This window comes from Oceanicoccus sp. KOV_DT_Chl (assembly GCF_900120175.1).
GTDB lineage: Bacteria > Pseudomonadota > Gammaproteobacteria > Pseudomonadales > Dasaniaceae > Oceanicoccus.
This window is the reverse complement of record NZ_FQLF01000005.1, coordinates 574,713-593,071: the sequence shown is the minus strand read 5'-3', so window position 1 is coordinate 593,071 and position 18,359 is coordinate 574,713. Positions and strand designations below refer to the sequence as shown.

The 18,359-nt window shown below is 44.8% G+C and carries 15 protein-coding genes; 8 read left to right on the top strand and 7 right to left on the bottom strand.

The window, feature by feature from the left end; genetic code table 11:
- Positions 1-89: 89 nt before the first annotated feature.
- Complete coding sequence (locus tag UNITIG_RS20095) at positions 90-1,184, bottom strand: AraC family transcriptional regulator (RefSeq protein WP_101760124.1); 1,095 nt, start codon at positions 1,182-1,184, stop codon at positions 90-92.
- Between the two features lie 275 nt (positions 1,185-1,459).
- Here UNITIG_RS20095 and UNITIG_RS20090 point away from each other — a divergent pair, with 275 nt between their 5' ends.
- The gene (locus UNITIG_RS20090) at positions 1,460-2,485 is read left to right on the top strand and encodes an AraC family transcriptional regulator (RefSeq protein WP_101760123.1); all 1,026 of its coding nucleotides are present in this window, start codon (positions 1,460-1,462) and stop codon (positions 2,483-2,485) included.
- Positions 2,486-2,519: 34 nt separating this feature from the next.
- Here the strand turns inward: UNITIG_RS20090 and UNITIG_RS20085 are convergent, their stop codons facing one another.
- From UNITIG_RS20085 to UNITIG_RS20065, 5 genes are all read right to left on the bottom strand, one after another.
- Positions 2,520-5,348 carry a collagen binding domain-containing protein gene (locus UNITIG_RS20085; RefSeq protein WP_101760122.1) on the bottom strand — a complete coding sequence of 943 codons (2,829 nt, stop codon included), beginning with the start codon at positions 5,346-5,348 and terminating at the stop codon, positions 2,520-2,522.
- Between the two features lie 24 nt (positions 5,349-5,372).
- Positions 5,373-6,230 (bottom strand): molecular chaperone, encoded by an 858-nt coding sequence (locus UNITIG_RS20080; RefSeq protein WP_101760121.1) that lies wholly within the window; start codon positions 6,228-6,230, stop codon positions 5,373-5,375.
- A gap of 156 nt (positions 6,231-6,386) precedes the next feature.
- Complete coding sequence (locus UNITIG_RS20075; protein WP_101760120.1) at positions 6,387-6,836, bottom strand: hypothetical protein; 450 nt, start codon at positions 6,834-6,836, stop codon at positions 6,387-6,389.
- A gap of 117 nt (positions 6,837-6,953) precedes the next feature.
- Positions 6,954-7,403 carry a hypothetical protein gene (locus tag UNITIG_RS20070; RefSeq protein ID WP_101760119.1) on the bottom strand — a complete coding sequence of 150 codons (450 nt, stop codon included), beginning with the start codon at positions 7,401-7,403 and terminating at the stop codon, positions 6,954-6,956.
- A 258-nt stretch (positions 7,404-7,661) separates the two neighbouring features.
- Positions 7,662-8,129, bottom strand: coding sequence for a hypothetical protein (locus UNITIG_RS20065; RefSeq protein WP_145999246.1), 468 nt, complete (start codon positions 8,127-8,129; stop codon positions 7,662-7,664).
- Between the two features lie 651 nt (positions 8,130-8,780).
- On the opposite strand from UNITIG_RS20065, the gene UNITIG_RS20060 reads away from it, so the two are divergent.
- Positions 8,781-10,250 (top strand): sigma-54 dependent transcriptional regulator, encoded by a 1,470-nt coding sequence (locus UNITIG_RS20060; protein ID WP_101760117.1) that lies wholly within the window; start codon positions 8,781-8,783, stop codon positions 10,248-10,250.
- A gap of 347 nt (positions 10,251-10,597) precedes the next feature.
- Complete coding sequence (locus UNITIG_RS20055; protein ID WP_101760116.1) at positions 10,598-11,413, top strand: two-component system response regulator; 816 nt, start codon at positions 10,598-10,600, stop codon at positions 11,411-11,413.
- Positions 11,414-11,444: 31 nt separating this feature from the next.
- On the opposite strand, the gene UNITIG_RS20050 is transcribed toward UNITIG_RS20055, so the two are convergent.
- On the bottom strand, positions 11,445-12,521 hold the full coding sequence (locus tag UNITIG_RS20050) for an AraC family transcriptional regulator (protein ID WP_101760115.1): 1,077 nt from the start codon (positions 12,519-12,521) through the stop codon (positions 11,445-11,447).
- Between the two features lie 25 nt (positions 12,522-12,546).
- Here UNITIG_RS20050 and UNITIG_RS20045 point away from each other — a divergent pair, with 25 nt between their 5' ends.
- From UNITIG_RS20045 to UNITIG_RS20025, 5 genes are all read left to right on the top strand, one after another.
- A complete protein-coding gene (locus UNITIG_RS20045; protein WP_101760114.1) occupies positions 12,547-13,938 on the top strand; it encodes an acyl-CoA dehydrogenase family protein in 1,392 nt (463 codons plus the stop codon).
- 37 nt (positions 13,939-13,975) lie between these two features.
- Entirely contained in the window at positions 13,976-15,085 is a 1,110-nt protein-coding gene (locus tag UNITIG_RS20040; protein WP_101760113.1) for a trans-acting enoyl reductase family protein, read from the top strand.
- Positions 15,086-15,171: 86 nt separating this feature from the next.
- Positions 15,172-16,725 carry an AMP-binding protein gene (locus UNITIG_RS20035; protein ID WP_101760112.1) on the top strand — a complete coding sequence of 518 codons (1,554 nt, stop codon included), beginning with the start codon at positions 15,172-15,174 and terminating at the stop codon, positions 16,723-16,725.
- Positions 16,726-16,753: 28 nt separating this feature from the next.
- Positions 16,754-17,188 carry a hypothetical protein gene (locus tag UNITIG_RS20030; RefSeq protein ID WP_145999245.1) on the top strand — a complete coding sequence of 145 codons (435 nt, stop codon included), beginning with the start codon at positions 16,754-16,756 and terminating at the stop codon, positions 17,186-17,188.
- Positions 17,189-17,220: 32 nt separating this feature from the next.
- The gene (locus tag UNITIG_RS20025; protein WP_159931239.1) at positions 17,221-18,315 is read left to right on the top strand and encodes a saccharopine dehydrogenase NADP-binding domain-containing protein; all 1,095 of its coding nucleotides are present in this window, start codon (positions 17,221-17,223) and stop codon (positions 18,313-18,315) included.
- The last annotated feature ends 44 nt before the right edge of the window (positions 18,316-18,359 follow it).

The window sequence follows — 18,359 nt, the reverse complement described above, 5'->3', positions numbered from 1 at the left end:
TATTTAAGCACTGTGTTAGTAGTACAGAGTCAAGAAATAGCGACGTGCATGGGTGATTACCCTGCTCGTCGAGTTAAGTGTCGAGTAACTTATTTCGCAGGTTTTAATCTAGCGAATTCTGCTGAATCGGTTACCAGGTTTGCTGAAACAGGCAGCGCTACACTGCCTTCGCGCAGTTCGGAGGGTTTATACCCTGTCCATTTTTTGAAGGCGCGACGAAAATTCGAGGCATCGCTAAACCCAAGCTGTTCTGCAATTTCACAGATAGTGAGTTCAGTGTCACTGAGGTACATGATGGCTTGAGAACGACGAAATTTATCGACAATGGTTTGGTAGTTGTTGCCATTGTCGCGTAATTTTCTATACAGACTGCTTTTCGATAGATTTAATTGTTGCGCCATAGCTTCCAATGAAGGAATATCGGGCAGGGTTTTCGCCAAGGTGGTATTGATCTGCTCGCAAATAGAAAATCGCGACTGCCAGTGTACTAATACCTCACGGCAGTGGCGCTCTTTGATATTGCGTACCGGTTCATTGGCAGTAGTGATTTTACTTTTAAAGAACTCCCGGTCGATACTGATGCTATTGCTTGGGGCATCAAATTCTACCTCGCAGCCAAACATTGATTCATACATCTTCCAGTGAGGTGGTTTCGCATATTTAAAGCTGGCTCGATGATAGCGTAGGGGTTTGCCGGTCATAAACCGTGTTTGGTGCAACCAGCAATAAAACAGCGACTCGGTTAATAACCATTGGGTGGGTTTGGATACTTCCTGTTTACAAATTCTATCGACCTCGATAGTGCATATGTCGCCATTCCATGACAGGTTGAACTGCATGGAAAGTGAGAGCAACGGGAAAAACTCCATAAAATGTTCAATCGCTTGTTCGATGTTGTTGCAGGACATTAATAACTGGCCGACGGTGCCGGCGCCCGCCAAATTGAGCAGTTTTCCATATTGAAAACCCAGCCCGGTGGCTGCTGTAGGTTGCAGTGATTGTTCAAGAATGGCTAGGTATTCGGCTGGACTTATGCGCTTGCGATGGTTGAAAAGTTTTTGCGTGGAGCCGTTAAAGCCGCGCAAGCAATAGCCTTCTTCTTTGAGCACCGTTTGCAGCATGGTGACATATAAAATGCTCAGTACTTCGTCATGTAATGAAAACCTGGCGTGAGAATATTTCATGTATCTGTGCCCGACTTGGGTGTAATGTTGTTATTAGTGTTATGCAGTTTTTGCTGGCGCGTTATCAGCAATACCTTGATAGCGGTATTTTATTTTTTGGTGTTTTTGCACACGCTTGTTTCCGCTGACCATAAGTCGCGTGAATAATTATTATGGCGTAATGTACGCTTCACCATGACTTTTGGAAGGTCTATACTTGCCAATATTCGGTCAGTTACAGCCTTGGTTAATAATGTATAGCTGTTCTGACTTGCTGACAGAGATCTTTAAACGGTATGCCTGCAAACGATAAACAACCCTGGGATGGCCTTGTCCTGCATCCGTTATACAGTGAAATTTTGCTGTATTTGGCTGGAGCTCATGGTGTCTCTGTGGAGCAGTTGTGTGATGATGAGCAGATGCAGCGGCTCAAATCACGGCAAAATCCTCGCTGGTTTGTCGCTTTGTTGTTGAAGTTGCTGGAAGAGAAGCCCTCGCTGTCCAGTATCGGCTTTGAATTTGGTGAACATTTGGACCTGGCCAGTGCTGGTGTAATTGGACAGGCGGTCAGTACTGCCCCGACCCTGGGTTTGGCCTTCGATCTAATGAGCCGTTACTATCCTTTGACGGGTATGTATTTGGATATTGACCGGCAGCGAGTGATGGATGACATTATTGTCACGGTGGATACCGGTTATGATGATGTCCCCCAGCAAGTAAAAACCATGGTACTTGAAGCGGTGTTGGTTAGTTGGAATTTGAGCACCAAGCTGTTGTGCGGTGTGCCATTGCCGGTTAAGCAATTATGTTTTGATTATCCTGAACCCGCACACGGTGATAAATACCGTGAATATTTTAATTGCGATATTCAATTCGACAGTTTCAGATCTACGCTGACAGTAGATACAGCAGTTGTCGCACTACCAATTGTTACTTCGAATCCGGTGGTGCATCAGCGCGCGGTTAGTCATTGCGAAGCGGCTTTGTTGCGACAGGGCATTACACAAACAGTGACTAACCAGACGCGAAGAATTATTAAGTTGATGAATAATTTGCCTGAAGCCAGCCTGGATATTGTGGCTTCGAGATTAAACATTTCGCCGCGTACCCTGAACCGGCGCTTGCAAGAAGAAGGTGTAGGATTCAAAGTCTTGCTCGACGAACAGCGCTGTCAGCGCGCTTGCTTGCTGTTAGCCAAAAGTGATTACAATATGGACCAAATTGCAGAACAGTTAGGGTATAGCGACTCTTCTAATTTTCGTCGTGCGTTTAAAAAATGGACTGGTGCAACGCCAACCCATTATCGCAAAGGTAGTGATTAGAAATTAATAATTTTTTGTCGCTGTTTAAATTGGGTTAAGGTGATTCAGGTTTCTGCCCAGCAGTATTTAGGACAATGTCATCAATATAGGTAACACCATCACTCGCACTAGCATGAAAGCTCAGGGTATTTTGAAACTGAACGTTAAAGCGTTGTAACGCATCTTCGTCAATGGTGAGCCAATAATGCCCTGGTGCTAAACCGGCAAACACATAAAAACCATCGAATTCAGTGAGGGTTGTGGCGACGGTTTTGCCTTCCCTATTTTTTAGGGTAATAGGAATGCCGGCCAGCGGTGCCGGTTTCTGTTGGCGTAATATGGAGAGACTCCCCTCGGCTTCTACGGTAGTGATTACCGCAACATCAATGGGGTTAACGCCGCCGGCATGAGAATGCACTTGGCTCTTGTTTAGCAGCGGTTTTAAGTAAGGGTCGGCTAAGGTATCTTGGTTGACGGCTAACACGCTATTGCCATCGGTGCTTAAACCATCCAGATACACAATACCATCGCTGCCGGTCTTTTTATCCTGCCAGCGGTTGCGTCCCAAAAATTCCACGCCTGCCAGCGGTTGATCACCACTGGAATAAATCCCGTTGCGGTCCAGGTCATGAAAGACGCGCGCTTTAACCCGGCCGTGCTGACCACGGGATTGCCCGCTCACCGTCCAGCGGCTATTACCTTCATAGCCAAAGGAAAATTCAGCGCTTAAAAAAACCGAATTATCGCCGTGCTCGTTGAAAAACGCTGAGGCTGAAAAAGTGACTTGTTCCAGTAAGTATGAGGCGCTGATATCCATCGAGTCAGTGCCGTTGCGGGTCAGATCTTTATTTAAGCCGAGTTGCGCGCGAATACGCTGGCTGGGAAACCAGGTTAACCGGGTTGCGGCTGAAGTGAGTTCTGATTCTGGTTCGATCCGGTAATTAAGGTCGGCACGGATACTGATATTGGAGGTCGCTACCCGAGTGTAACTGGTGCGGCCGACGAAAATATTGTCGCTGTTATTATTGTCATCGAGATCAATGTAGGTTGAGTTGATGCTCAGGCGGCCATTGAATAATTGAAAGCCGAGCAAGCTGTCCCAGGTATTTGTGTCGATACCGTTTTCGAACTGGTCTTTGTTAAAGGTGATGTTGTAATTGACGGGAGCGTTGGTAAAAGGCGTAAATTGGCCGCTAAGTCGCACTTCAGTTTCCGCGTCGATCAGGCCGCCGGGATTTCTATCGCTACTAAATTCAGTGTAATTTTGATGCAAAAAAGACAATGCTGTAGCGCCTATTCGGGTTTGTCCGCTGATTAAATCAGCATGTCCTGCGCCGGCTTGCCATACCCGGTTTAATTCAATCGATGCACCGGGAAGTGCGCCGCTAAACCCCAGTTCGGTGTATTGATTATCCTCGCCGAGACCTAGCACATTTTTATGTTCGGCGGCGGCGATGGCGACAGCCAACCAATCGCTGACGCCGTGCTTTACTTGAGCATACACTTTTTTATCATCCAATCCGGCGCGCACTTCAATAACATTGCCGTACTCATCGACTCTATTTTGTTGTTCTTTGTCAATCACTGACTCGCCAAGGTTGGTAAAACTCAAGCGTCCGGTGGTTTTGCCTTTTGCCAGCATTTCATTGCCAACATTAATGCTTTGCCGTGACGATCGCTCTTGTCCCTGTGGACCGAATAAACGTAGATCGAAAATATTCTCACCATATTCCACAGGCACATCGGTAAAACGGTAGCGGCCATCACTGCCTACGGTTTGAAATGCCAGCAATGAACCATTGCGATAAAGTTCTACTTCCCAGCCAGGTGGACCTTCGCCCTCGATGAGTTTTTTGCCGAAACCGCTACCACTGGTTGCCGCGCCAAATTGTAAATCGATGCCCAAACCTTCGCCGCCAGCAAAAATCAAAGAATCCGACACTGCGTAAATATCACCTATGGCGATATATTTCAGCCCGGCTAGTAGGCTCTCATCCTGAGTTGGCGGGCGCTTGTAAAGGGTAAATATTTCCCGGTGGCTAGTGTCATTGGGCGCTTTTGTCATGGAGAAACGGCCTTCCATGCCCAATAAATCGCCGTTGGCTTGTACGGTGTAATATTCGTCATCGTCGGTTTGCTGTGCGTCTGCTGGTTGTTCGCGATGTTGAATTTGGTAGCCCATGTTGATGTAGACGAGGGGTTCACCCAGCCAGTCATAGTTATCGGCAATTTGCGGCAGTGGTTCTGAGTTTGTAATGCCCAGCGCGCGGTCGCGTAATTTTTCCCGTGCTAACTGCGCTTCTAACGGTAGCGGTTGTTCACTGTCGATAATTAAACGCAAGCGGCCGGTGTCTAACTCAACAGCCAGCGGTAGCCATTTTTTTAGTAAGCGTACATCAACATATAAATCCAGATCGTCACTGACAATAATGGCCTGTTGATTAATTGTTTGCCGTTGATCATTGATAAAGACAGAATGCTCTGCGGTATTTAAATCAAAGCGCTGGTCTTCACTAATAAACCAGCCAACAGCTTTGCCTGCGGTTGGGTCTACCTCAATAGGAAATTCGATGCTGTCAAATAGAGGTTGCAGTGGAATGACGGTGACTTCGGGAGAGGAGTAGATAAAAATGTTTTCAGCAATTTTATAATTGCCGAGATAAATATCAACAATGAGTAAATTATCATCGTTGAGTAGTGATTCGCTTATTTGTTTATCATAGCTCTCAAGGTCATCGGCAAAACCTTCAGCAAAGCCGTTGCTCGCCAGGATCAAACAGCAGAAGATTAGCCCTGCCAAATGCCAGCACAAGCCAGAGCAACGGGACAATATAATCAGTGCAAACGAGGATTGCAGCGGTCGAAAAAATGCGGGTAACAGCACTGGGAAAACGCTAAGGTAGCTGGCTTACCATGACTTACTAGCGGTCGCGGTTTCATTGCCACCATAAGCGGCATCTTCAGTAAATTCGACTTGCAAGGTGCCTTGCTCGCTTAAAGTAAATTCAGGCAGCGGCGAAATAGTAATCTTGCGGCTGTTATTGGGAACGTAGACTGCCAGCCCTTTGGCATAAGCCACCCGTTGTTTTTTGGCGTTGGCTGCGGTCCACCAAATATCCAGATCGCCATAGAGTGAGCGATTACCTTGGCGGTGAAGGTTGAGTTCGATGTGTTGTTTATTATCTGCGTCAGTAATTAAGGCAATATTGTCGATAGTGGCTTTAGCTTCCAGTTCACCGTGACGGACGATGACCGGTATGGTGACTTCAACAATGGGCTTTAAGGTAAAGTCCATTTCGCTATCGTTGTCATCCAGTACCGATTCCTGTTTTGGCAATTTGCGAAAAACCAGATGGCTACGATACTCTCCCGTCGCTAAGTCTTTCGGTTTTCTTAATACAATTCTGACTTGTTGTTTGCTGCGGGCTGGCACCGTGACCCGTCGCGGCGAAAAGCGAATCATCTTATCGGAGAATAATTCACCGTCCAAAATCTCATCCTGTTCAGTAATTTCACGAAATTTGCCGTTATCCTCGGCGCGAATATTGCGCATAAACAGCCGGTAGTTACCTTCATCATCTCCGCGATTGACGAGGGTGACGGTCATTGACCGTTGTTTTTCCAATACCACCCGGGTAGGCAATATTTGCAATACTGACTCGGCATTAGCCTTGTTATTAAGTGCGGGAAAAAAATTCAGCGCAAAAATAATTGCTGTATTGATGAACAAGTGATTTGAGAAACGGGGCTTACTAAACGGAAACATGGAATATCTACCTCGATAACGCTAACTATTATTATTGTTTTACAAACTTCTGTATTGCTATTAACAGATTTACGGACAGCGGAAAACAAACTGCCACCAGTATAGTTGCTAATTCATATTTAGGTATGGTGGATGGAGAGAAAACCGTCAACCGGTTTATTGATAGTGGGTAGTCAGGGTATAGGGAATATTTTTGTCGCCAACCGTGGCTTCAGTGAGAGACAAGCTGCCAGTGATTTTGATATCGGCTGTGCCGCTGGTCAGTGTTTTAGTGTGACTGCCAGCAATTACCGGCGTAAAGGCGATACCGTCTACTGCCTGCGTCGAGTTAACACTGACGATGACTTCTTGCCCGGCAACGCCACTAATTCTGAAAATACCGGGGGTGCTATTGCCGGTACAATTTTGACCGGCAGAAGCAGAGAGCTTGCCGGCAGTGTCCATGGTACAGGTGCCATTCAAATTACTGAGGCTGCCAAAATCCAGGGCAGTAATTTCTGCTACTGCTAAAGCATCATAGATCGATACTCTGGCAGTCGCTGCAAGCTCAATGGCTTGAGCGACAGTGCTTAACAGCAGCAGTAAAGGCAGGAGAACTGATTTCATGCGCCAGAGGGTAAGTTTTACCGACTGTCCGGTCAATAAGTGTAAGCCCTAGTGGGCTAGGTAGAACTAACTATTGGCGTTTTGTGTCAGACATGGAATCTTGCGACAGCTTATTGTTCATTCATAGTTAACCGAAACGCTATAAGACAAGCTAAGACTACCTTCTGATACATTATTAAGAACCAGGTCGCCGACAATATTCAAAGTACTCTTGCCTTTGTTATCCAATACGCGGCTACTGGCGCCAACAATGACAGGTGTTAGGCTGACGCCGTTACTGGAGCCGCCTGCGACTAGAATAAAAATGGAATAGTATTTGGTGCCCGATAGTTGAAAGCTGGCGCTAGTGCCAGTACCCATGCAAGTCTGGCCATTTAAACCACTTAATATACCTTGATCATTCATCCGGCAAGTGCCGTTTTCGTTGGAAATCATCCCAAAATTTAACTCATCGTTAGCACTAATCGAGACGGCTTTATTCTGTGCCGACAATAGCGGGGACAGTATCATCAGCGCAATCATCAGCAGAATATTAAGCTGCTGGCGTGTCGAGTTTATAAAATTCATGACGTTAAAGTATCTTGGTAGTTATGCTGTTAACTGGCCAGGGCGGCTAAATGGCCAACATTTATTGAGAATTGAAGATAGCATAATGCACACAGTGCTGTGTGAGATAAAACATTAAGTGAAGATGGAGTGGGGGAGCGGTATTGTTGAAGATGTATTAACCATAATAAAAAAGGCAAGCACCCAAGCAATAGCTGCTTTAGTGCTTACCTCTAATAACAAACGACTACTTTTGTTATCTATTTTTAGCGGTAACTCTTATTGGTAGTTGGCAGTAAAGGTGTAGGCAATGTCCTTGTCGCCATCAGTTGCACTTGCTAGTACCAGGTTACCGATAACAGCAACTGTAGCTGAACCACCCGTCAACGTTGCAGTGCTGGCACCGTCGATAACAGGGGTGTAAGTAACACCATCAACCGCTGATCCAGCAGTTACGCTCAGGTCAACAACTTTACCGTCAGTACCGTCTACAGTAAAAGCGGCTGGTGTTTCTGTACCAGTACAGCTTTGGCCATTGGAGCCGGTTAAAGCACCGCCAGAGGCCATAGTACAAGTGCCGTCTTCGTTAGTGAGGATACCAAAATCAATTTGCGTGTCTTCTGAGATTGACACAGCGGTAACAATTTCTACATTTGCATTGGCAGAAAAGTCGGCAGCGGTCGCTACAGTGCTTAAAGAGATAAGTGACGCAGCGGCGATAGGTAAAATAATTTTATTCATGTTCATAATCGTAATTCCTGAAAATTGTGTTGCAGTTTTCACTGCGTGTTTAATTGTTAAATCGAGTCGCTCAGCAAAGCTCCCGGCTATTTTTTTAAAATACTGTTTTAGCTCTCCCAACAACCAGTATCTTTCTCCCTTATCAATTTGCTCCCTGTCTCTCAGTGGTGTTCGTATTGTCGTTGCCAGCTGCGAGTGTTTTTTGATAACGAGGAGGGTATTGCAGTCGGCGTGCCAGCTTTGCTCTGCCGCCCCGTGCCAGCGGTGTCAAAATGGGTCAGGAGATATAAGGGTTTATACCTATAGTGATGATTTATAAGGTTTTTTTATTGGTGTGCCAAAAATATTGCCGACTGTAAAGCATGTCAGTAGTGTGAGCCGGTTCAAAGAAATGAGGAGTTAAGAAGATAGGTTGTATAAATATATATTGCTGATAATTTGCAAAATGATTCGCAATATACTAATTATTAAGGAGTTTTTTCGCACATTGCCAAAAAATACAGTGGATTGCTTCAATTAAGGAATCATCGTTAGGCAGGACCAGCTTCTTTATAAGAAGTGAAACTAACAAGCATTAGAGTCTATGGAAGACTGAGGGGATAGCTGAAACTATCGCCAATAAAATAATAATTAACTTCCTTTGATAAGTGACCAGTAATGCCAAGTAAAACCAATACGATCCTTTTAGTAGACGATAGTTATGCTGTGCTCAGCCAATTGATGGATTTAATCAATGCTGAAAACCATGTCATTCATACCACTCACAATGTCGATGATGCGATTGAGCGGTTGGCGAATATTAATCCGCAATTAGTCATTGTTTCCATTGAGCCTGAGCAGATGGCTGAGTTGGCGATTATCAATTGGATTCGTAAGCACCAGTTGCCAATCGCCGTCATTGCTGTTTCAACCGATCCCAATTCTGAAGTCGCTGCCTCCGCAGTCAGGGCCGGAGCCACTGATTTTTTGAAGTTTCCGGCTTCGCCAGAAAGATTAAGTATCAGTATTGAACAAAGTATTCAGCGCTTAGAGGCTGAAAACCAAAGCGATAAACTGGATCATCCTATTTACGATGAGTCTGCCCTCGGTTTTATTGGCGCGGGCAAGTCCATGCTGGAAGTCTCCAAGCTGATTATCAGTGCCGCCAAAAGTGATGCCAGTGTTTTTATTACTGGTGAAAACGGTACCGGTAAAGAAGTGTGCGCCCAACTGATTCATCAGCTTAGTAAACGCTGTGATAATCAAATAGTGCCTTTGAATTGTGCGGCGATTCCTAAAGATCTGGCAGAAAGTGAGGTGTTCGGCCACGTCAAAGGTGCGTTTACCGGAGCCCATGCGGATCGCTTGGGGGTCGCTGGTTTGGCTGATAAGGGCACTATGTTTTTGGATGAGATCGGCGAAATGGATCTCGATTTGCAAACCAAACTGCTACGATTTTTGCAAACGGGCACCTTTAACCGTGTCGGTAGTGGCGAGCTACAGCAGGTTAATACCCGTTTTATCTGTGCGACGAATCGCGACCCCTATCAACAAATTGCCGAGGGTTTGTTTAGAGAAGATTTGTTTTATCGTTTGAATGTTATCCAGATTCACCTGCCGCCATTACGTAATCGTGGCGACGATATCCCGGTGTTTGCCCAAAACTTTCTGGAGAAATTTGCTCAGGAAGAGGGTAAGCGGTTTAAGGCTATTTCTGAAGAGACCGAAACCTTGCTGCGCTCTTACTCCTGGCCGGGTAATGTCAGGGAATTACAAAATGTCATGCGCAGTATTGTGGTGCTGCATGATGGAGAAACGGTTATACCATCAATGCTGCCGCTATCAATCATTCGTGAGAAAGGTGAGCGTCGTCGCAAAGCCGGTGATAGCGTGCCACCACAATCAACTGAGGTCGCCGAGTTGAAGCAGCAGGCTGAAAAGTACCGTGGTATGCCGGCAGCTTTGGTTAACTATAATCAGATTGTACCTCTGGATGATTTAATCAACCATGCCATTGAAGTCGCTATCAATGAATGCAACGGTAATGTAGTAGAAGCAGCTATGCATCTACAAGTGAGTGCTTCCACTCTATATAGAAAGCTAAAAACCAGGAATAGAGAGCAGAGAAGGGAAACCGCTCAGGCTTGAATGATATTACAGATTAGGTCGAAGTCATTCCCGACTTGATCGCACTAATCTCCGGGATAAATCTGCAACACCCCTGATAAGTTAAAGTCATCCCCGACTATGATCGGGAATGACGCATAAAAAAGTCTCTAGCTTAGCGCAATTTAGATTATCGATGATAAAGCGGCAATTCATTCCTGATCTTGGCAGTCTATGAAAAAGTTGACGCAGTTCACAGTTTCATTATCCAATCAAATAAATTCAAAATGTTTAGCTGGGCTAGTTTATTTCTATGCTAAGTTGAACCTGACTACTTTATTTATCTAGGTTTTTTAGCGGCGTATTTTTCTAATAAAAGGCGCGCTGTAATGAAAAAAAACTTGGTAATCGTTGACGGTTATTCCGTCGGCCCAGCTTTATACCAACGCTTTGCGGAAGTTTATAACCCGATACTCTGTTCTACCGGACACGAGTTACGGTTATTACTGGGCCGTGTTAATGCTGATATGTTTCTTATTGAAACGAATTTGCCCTGTATGCAAAGCGATGAAGTGTGCCGAATGATTCGGCAGGCACCTGAGTATCACAGCTCGCCTATTATCTTCTTCGGCAATAAAATCAGCTTAAAAGCTGAATATTTGGGTTATGAGGCGGGAGGGGATGCGTACATTAATAAGTATGATGATATTGATCAATTACTGCTTCGTTTAGAAGGCTATCTTCACCAGAAAACATGCCAGACTAAAAGACAGTTAGAAAACGGTAAGCTCTCTCAAAACGCACGCTTAAACATTAGCCAGCAATGGAGTTGGGAAGTACTCACAGCCAATCTAAAAAATATTGTTGCTAGTAGAGATACTGACCAATTGGCGAACTCAGTCATTAATAGTTGTGAAGAGCTTAGTCTGAGTAACAGCGCTATGTTCTATTTACCTACTGGCAGTAAATACTTTAGCAGGCTTGGCGGTAATCATGCTGCTAAAGAATATCAATTACTACTAGAGGCAAAACAAGGTGGCGATATTATTGCCATGGGTAATCAATTGGTATTCAATGCGCGCAATTGTAATTTACTGGTGCGAGATAAACAGCATGCTCAATTGAATACGCAGCAATTATTGCCCATTATGAAAATCATGCTGAAGAGTGCTAGTGACACTTTGGGTTTATTGGCGTCTCGATAGTACTGAATTTAAATGGTTGTAGTAAATTTTACTACGACTGACTTTTTTTCCATTGCATGGGAGTGACGCCATACCAGCGTTTAAAGGCGCGAGTAAAGGCGGTGTTATCAGCGTAACCTAAATAATCTGACAGTTGAATAATAGAAATATCCGAGTTTTCCAGCCGCTCCGAAGCAATGCTTTTCCGCACTTTTTCCAGTAAATCTGTAAATGAAGAGTTCTGTTCTTTGAGCATGCGATGAAGTGTCCGGCGGTGTACAGCCATGATGCTGGCGACATTATCAATGGTGCAGTTGCCTGTAGGAAGAGTGCGGCGGATGATGGTTTCGACTTGTGAGCATAAGTCAGTATCCAAATGATGTTTTAGTTGACCAATATGAGTTTGCAATATTTTCTTGAGTACGGGGTCTGCTTGATAAATGGGTTGCTTTAGATAGTTTTTGGGAAAAACTATTTGGGTTTTTTCCTGATTAAAGTACACCGGCACTTTAAAAATTTTCGGATAAATTTGAATGTTATCCGGAGCCTTATGAGTGAAGTTTACAGAATGAGGCTTCCAGCCAGCTCCACAAACAGCCTTAAGGATTATCATTCCTTCAGATAAAGCCAGTTCGTTGGTTTGTCGCGCACACTTAATTTCTCCTCTGGTAGTGTAGATTAAAAAAGCAAAATCACCTTCAACTACTACTTCCACGGTCGCGGCTTCTTCTACTTGCAGGGAAAAATGTTGACACAATTCATTAAGCGCTGATCCCACGTCATCAGATTGCTGCATTACATAACCGATAACCCCGAGTAAATTAATATCCTGTTTTGACCCAAGTAGTGCGCCAATGTGAGGGCAGCCGCTGTGAGTAGCCGCTGATTGCAGGAGTTGTTCAATCTGCTCATAACTAATGACATCATCACCAGAGTGTTCAGTAAAAAAAGTTGGCGATAAGCCTACCTCCTTGAGTATGGCACCAAGGTCACTATGGAGTTCGTTAACGAGTTCTGGAAATCCTGCCATTACAGCAAGGCGAACATCATGCATTTCAAATATTCCATGTATAAAAGTGATAACCCTCTGATGTGTAAGTGTTATTAGCTTGTCACCAAATGTCAACATGATGTCACCAAAACACGAGTTTTAAATGGGGGAGGGCAGTACTCTTTTTCAATCGGTATTTTTGCTTAAAAAAGAGTTAGTTGCTCAAACAATAACAATTACCGGTTTGATTAATGGTAGTCCTAGAGTAGAGAGGTCAGCTATGTTTTCTTTTGATGAAATGCCAATGCCAAGCTTGGGGTTAGGAGGCTTAGAGGCCGATTTAACAGAAGAAGAGCGTGCTATTCAGGACGTTGCCCATCGTTTTGCCAAAGACGTAATGCGTCCGATCGGGCAGCAGTTGGATGCGATGACAGCAGCGCAAGTGATTGCGCCAGACTCGCCACTATGGAGCTATTTTCAACAACTTAAAGACTCCGGCATTCTCGATCTGGAAACCATGATGGCCATGGATTATGAACAGAAGGCTCGTATTATTCCGTTGATTTTTGAAGAGCTGGGCTGGGGTGATTCCGGTTTGGCCGTGTGTGCGCTTGCGACTTCTTTCCCTGCCTTTGCGGCAATGGCCAGTGGTGATGAGCAGTTGATCGCGCAGTTTGGATCAAGGCTGGGCTGCTGGATTGCGACCCAGCCTGACCGTGGCAGTGATCTTGTGGATGTGGAGTGTGAGGAAATCTATCCGGGCTCTCGGCAAAGTAAACCCAATTTGCAGGCAAAAATTCAAGGCGATGAAGTGATTGTTAACGGTCAATCTTCAGCTTGGGTTACCGGTGCTCCTTTGGCGGAAACAGCTCTGGCGTATATTCCCTGTGATTATGGTGAAGGTATTTATAACGCTGAGGGAGGATTGCATCAAATCGCGATATTAATTGATTTGAATGACCCAGATGTTAGCAAGGGTAAACCGCTGGATAAGCTTGGGCAGCGTCCTTTGCCGCAAGGTGAAGTATTTTTTGATGAGGTCAAAGTGCCTATTAAAAATGTACTGGCTCAAGGCGATAAAGCGGTGGGCAGTTTTCATGGTGCTATAACGTTTGGCAACATGGAAATGGGGTTTACCTTTACCGGTGTGGCCCGCGCTGCCTTTGAGCATGCATTGGCTTATGTGCATGAGCGCAAGCAAGGCGGCACCGAAATAATCAATCATCAAAGTGTGCGTTTGCGTCTGTTTGATCTTTGGCGAAAAGTTGAGGCGGCAAGAGCAATGGCGCATCGAGTGGCGAGTTATAACTATAGTAGCCATGGTCCACATTTATTAGCGTCTGTTACCAGTAAAACCTTTGTCACCAGAGCTGCTTATGAAGTGGCAAGTGAAGCCTTGCTGTTGTTTGGTGGTAATGGACTGACTAAAGAGTATCCGATAGAAAAAATTGTGCGTGATGCGCAGGCAGCGTTAATTGAAGACGGTGAAAATAATATTTTAAGTTTGAAAGGTGCTGACTGGTTAAGCAAGTGGTACAAGGCAAATAAATTGTAATTAAGAATAGTAATTAATTGATTGAGGAGTTAACAGCATGGCTACTAAAAATCCGGTCGTAATTTATGGCGCTAGCGGCTATACAGGGCGCTTAATTGCAGAATATTTACGTGAATACGAAATACCATTTATAGCTGCTGGTCGTGATAAAGCTAAAGTTGAAGAGGCAATGACGCATGTTCCCGGTATTGAAACGGCGCAATTTGAAGTAGCTGAAGTTAGTCACGATGTCGATGCTTTGGCGGAGCTTTTTGCTGGCGCGCAGGTGGTCTGTAACACTGTTGGGCCGTTTATAAAATACGGTGAAGTCGCTGTGCAAGCCGCCCTGAAGGCCGGTGTGCATTATCTTGATACCACTGGCGAGCAGTGTTTTCTGATTGATATGAAGAAGAAATACGGCAAGCAGTTTGCCGATGCCGGTTTAGTACTAGTACCCAGCATGGCCTATATGTATGCGACACAGGAAATTGCTGCCCAGATCGTACTGGAAGAGGATGGTATCGACAGTTTGGATACTGGTCTATTGGCTTCCGGTGTTCCTACTTACGGTTCTACCCAGAGTATTTTCGGGATGTTTATTACTGATAATCTCTATCTGGAAAATGATCAGTTTGTGCCCTGGGAAAAAGCCCGTGGTTGGGAAATTAATGTCCCCGGCCGCATGATGACGCAATTGGCACACCCATGGGGTGGTGGCAGTTTGCCGGTGTGGTTTAAGGATGATTGCCGCGTGAAAAATTGTCGGCAGTTAACCTCGTTTACTAACCGTCCGATGTTTGAACAGATTATTGAATTACAAAAACATTACGAGGCCAACATTAAGCAACTACCAGAAGCAGAACAACTTGCAGCGCTGAGTGCTATCGGTGAGCAAATGCAACCGGGTATGCCGCCGCGCGAAAATATGTTGCAGCATCGTGCGATTGATTTTGCGATGGGTGTAGGTACTGCAGGCAGTCGTACCTGTGTTATTCGTACCGGCCCAGGTTATTTACAAACCGGTGTGCTGCAAGCCGCCGCCGCGCATAAATTAATTAACAACGGTCCAGACACGTCGGGTTTCTGTTCGCCAGCGCAAGCTTTAGGGTATCGCTACTTGCTAGGTGCGTTGAAAAACTTCTTCCCGGTTGAAGTGGACGTTTATTAAATTTTCTGTTCTTTTTTAGATTCTCAACAGGATGTCAATTTAATCGCCGTTGCATGGATGCATCGTAGCGAGTAAGAGGTGAGATTGTGCGCGTAATAGATTTTTTTGATAAAGGGGTAGACCTTTACCCGAATAATCTGGCTTTTGTAGAGCCCGGTTCGGATTTTACCTATCGTGAAGCTGCGGAGCAGTCACACTTTATTGCCTCGACCATTCGGGGAAAGGGTTATGGTAAAGGTTCAAAAATTGGCATTCTAGCGCCTAACTGCAATTTGGCATTTCTTGCTCTGCTCGGCTTGTTTCGATCTGAAGCTATTTGGTTGCCAATCAACCCACGTAACGCCAGTGATGCCAACAATGAATTGGTATCAAATTTTGGTGGTGAGTTATTGTTTTACCACAGCGCTTATAAAAACGAAGCAATAGCGATGAAACAGAGTGTGCCTGCTATTCGCGAGCTGGTTTGTCTTGATAGCGGTACTGAAGAAGGTGAGTCATTGGCGCAATGGATTAATGATTTTCGTGAGCCCTTTGAAATGGATGAAGAAAACCCTGACGATATCATGGCCTTGTTTCCTACCGGCGGAACTACCGGAAAGCCAAAGGGTGTGATGATTACGCATAAAAATGTTGAAACGTTTTTTGCTAATTACTGGTCAGCTTTTGATTATAAGGATAACTCCCGGCATTTAGTAGTTGCGCCAATGACGCATTCGGCTGGCTTGCTAGGTTGTGCGCATTTTGCTCGTGGTGGTAGCAATGTAATGATGGCCAAAGCAGATCCCAAGGCTATTGTTGATGCTATCGAAGACTACGGCATTACCCATTTTTTTATTCCGCCTACTGTGCTTTATATGATGTTGGCTTTGCCTGATATTCGCGAAGGAGATTATTCAACCTTGAAGCATATTTTTATTGGTGCTGCGCCGACCTCACTGGAAAAACTCAAAGAAGCGATTGATGTGTTTGGGCCGGTAATGTCTGAAGCGTTTGGCCAAACTGAAGCGCCAGCATCGATAACGGTTAAAGCGCCGTGGGATTATATGAATGCTGATGGCAGTATTAATGAGGCGCGCTTGCAGTCTATTGGTCGTCCTGCAGCCTTTAATAAAGTGGCCATGCTGGATGACGATGGCAATGAAGTGAAGCGTGGTGAACGCGGAGAAATTTGTGTGAAAGGTGATTTGGTGGTGCCGGGTTACTACCAGAATCCACAAGCTACAGCCGAAATTCGCCAGTTTGGATGGCATCATACCGGTGATATCGGAGTCATGGATGAAGATGGTTTTGTCACCATTGTTGATCGCAAAAAGGACATGATTATTAGTGGTGGTTTCAATGTTTTCCCCAACGAAATTGAGCAAGTAATTACCCGGATTCCGGAAATACAGGATTGCGCCGTTATCGGTGTGCCTGATGAGAAGTGGGGTGAGGCAATTAAGGCCATTGTGCAATTAAAGCCGGGCATGCATATTTCTGAAACAGAAATAATAGCTTTTGTAAAAGAAAAACTGGGTGGTGTGCAGACACCCAAAAGTGTCGACGTTATTGATGACCTTCCACGTAGCCCAGTAGGTAAAGTATTAAAAACTGAGCTACGCAAGCAGTATTGGTCGGGTCAAGCTAGAGCAGTAAATTAAGGTGATAGTGAAGATGTCAGGTGTGAATATGAATCAAGAAAAGTCTATACCCTATTCACAGTATTACCAGTATATGTTCTATAGCGCTGCGCTATTTAATATTTCTGTAGCGGTAAGTTTAGTGGTGGACTTTGAGTCACTTTATTTTCTTATGGGTGGTGAAAATATTTCACTCGATCCAATTGCCAGACTTTTTATGCAGTTATCGATGGGCGCAGTATTTTTGTTCGGTGTTATGTATGGCTTGATTGGTCGCCAGCCGACGGCTGTCGGCAATAGTGCGCTTGCTCTGTTGGGTATTGTGGGCAAGGTGTTTTTTTTCTTGATGATGACGGTATATGGTTTGAGAGAAATAATACCCTGGGGTTTTGCTTCTTTGTCGTTTGTGGATTTGATTTATTCGCTATTATTTTTTGAATACCTTCTGCGTTATAACGGACAGTTGAAACATTCAGAAAGTTAATAGTTGAATGCTGGCTAGTTAGAGGCAATGCTTTGAAAATTGTATTACTGGGTGCAACAGGGCTGACAGGTAGACTGCTACTTAAACAGTTGCTGAGCCGTGGAATCAAGCCAGTGTTGGTAGGACGCAATCGAGATAAATTGCTATCGCTGTCACAGCAGTATGGCGGATTGGATGTTGGTATTGCTGATGCTCAGGATTTTACATCTTTAAGTAATCTGCTGAACAAAGGTGATTTGCTAATTTCTACAGTAGGGCCTTTCTGTGAGCTGGGCGAGGTGCCATTGCGAGTCGCAGTAGAAAAAGGCGCTCACTATATGGACTCAACCGGCGAGCCGGCATTTATTGCCTCGGTCTATGATCAGTATGAAAAAAGATTAGAGAATACATCAACGGTTATTCTAACTGCTTGCGGATTTGATTATGTGCCGGGTCAATTAGTGGGTGCTAAGTTAGCGCAGGAGTTGGGTGCTGAAGTGGCTACCTTGAATATTTCTTATGCCCAACCCAATGGCGGTATTGTAAGGCTGAGTGCCGGAACAAAATCTTCCTTGGTGAAAGGGTTGTTTGAACGCGGTACTTTTTATAATAACAAACAGTGGCGCGAAGATTTTCTGGGAGAAAAAACTCACAGTATTGTGGCGGGCGATAACAAAATAAAAGTCATTTCTGTTTCTGGGTCAGAGTGTTTTGAGTTACCACGAATGTATCCTACCCTTGATAATGTGAATGTGTATTTAGGTTGGTTTGGTCCTTTAGGGGGACTGGTGAGTTGCATTAGTCGTTTGCAGCAAAAGCTTTTAAAAATTCCGGGTTACCTGAAAATGATGCAGGCACTAGCAGCGAGAGTGCAATTTCCTGCAATTAACGTTGAAAAAATTACTGCTAAAGATGAAGGTGGATCACTGGTTGTAGCAGAGGCATTTGATAGCAACGGCAAGCTAATTAAACAGTGTACGTTGTCGGGTCACAACATGTATTACTACACTGGCGAGATAATGGCCTGGATAGTCAGTAAAATTCAACGCGGCGAAATAAAAGCCTGTGGCGTAGTCGGTCCGGTGCGAGCGTTTGGGTTGGAAGCATTGGAGCAAGCACATATCGATATAGGTTTTTCTGTGCATTAATCCGCTTCGCAACTAATCCCCAAAATAGCTGGTGGCAATTACAG

What these genes read in the sequence shown, in the direction of transcription:
- UNITIG_RS20060 (WP_101760117.1), top strand. Translation starts at nt 8,781, where the DNA reads ATGCCAAGTAAAACCAATACGATCCTTTTAGTAGACGATAGTTATGCT.
- UNITIG_RS20040 (WP_101760113.1), top strand. Translation starts at nt 13,976, where the DNA reads ATGGCTACTAAAAATCCGGTCGTAATTTATGGCGCTAGCGGCTATACA.
- UNITIG_RS20090 (WP_101760123.1), top strand. Translation starts at nt 1,460, where the DNA reads ATGCCTGCAAACGATAAACAACCCTGGGATGGCCTTGTCCTGCATCCG.
- UNITIG_RS20070 (WP_101760119.1), bottom strand. Translation starts at nt 7,403, where the DNA reads ATGAATTTTATAAACTCGACACGCCAGCAGCTTAATATTCTGCTGATG.
- UNITIG_RS20055 (WP_101760116.1), top strand. Translation starts at nt 10,598, where the DNA reads ATGAAAAAAAACTTGGTAATCGTTGACGGTTATTCCGTCGGCCCAGCT.
- UNITIG_RS20095 (WP_101760124.1), bottom strand. Translation starts at nt 1,184, where the DNA reads ATGAAATATTCTCACGCCAGGTTTTCATTACATGACGAAGTACTGAGC.
- UNITIG_RS20045 (WP_101760114.1), top strand. Translation starts at nt 12,547, where the DNA reads ATGGGGGAGGGCAGTACTCTTTTTCAATCGGTATTTTTGCTTAAAAAA.
- UNITIG_RS20065 (WP_145999246.1), bottom strand. Translation starts at nt 8,129, where the DNA reads ATGAACATGAATAAAATTATTTTACCTATCGCCGCTGCGTCACTTATC.
- UNITIG_RS20075 (WP_101760120.1), bottom strand. Translation starts at nt 6,836, where the DNA reads ATGAAATCAGTTCTCCTGCCTTTACTGCTGCTGTTAAGCACTGTCGCT.
- UNITIG_RS20050 (WP_101760115.1), bottom strand. Translation starts at nt 12,521, where the DNA reads ATGTTGACATTTGGTGACAAGCTAATAACACTTACACATCAGAGGGTT.
- UNITIG_RS20030 (WP_145999245.1), top strand. Translation starts at nt 16,754, where the DNA reads ATGAATCAAGAAAAGTCTATACCCTATTCACAGTATTACCAGTATATG.
- UNITIG_RS20080 (WP_101760121.1), bottom strand. Translation starts at nt 6,230, where the DNA reads ATGTTTCCGTTTAGTAAGCCCCGTTTCTCAAATCACTTGTTCATCAAT.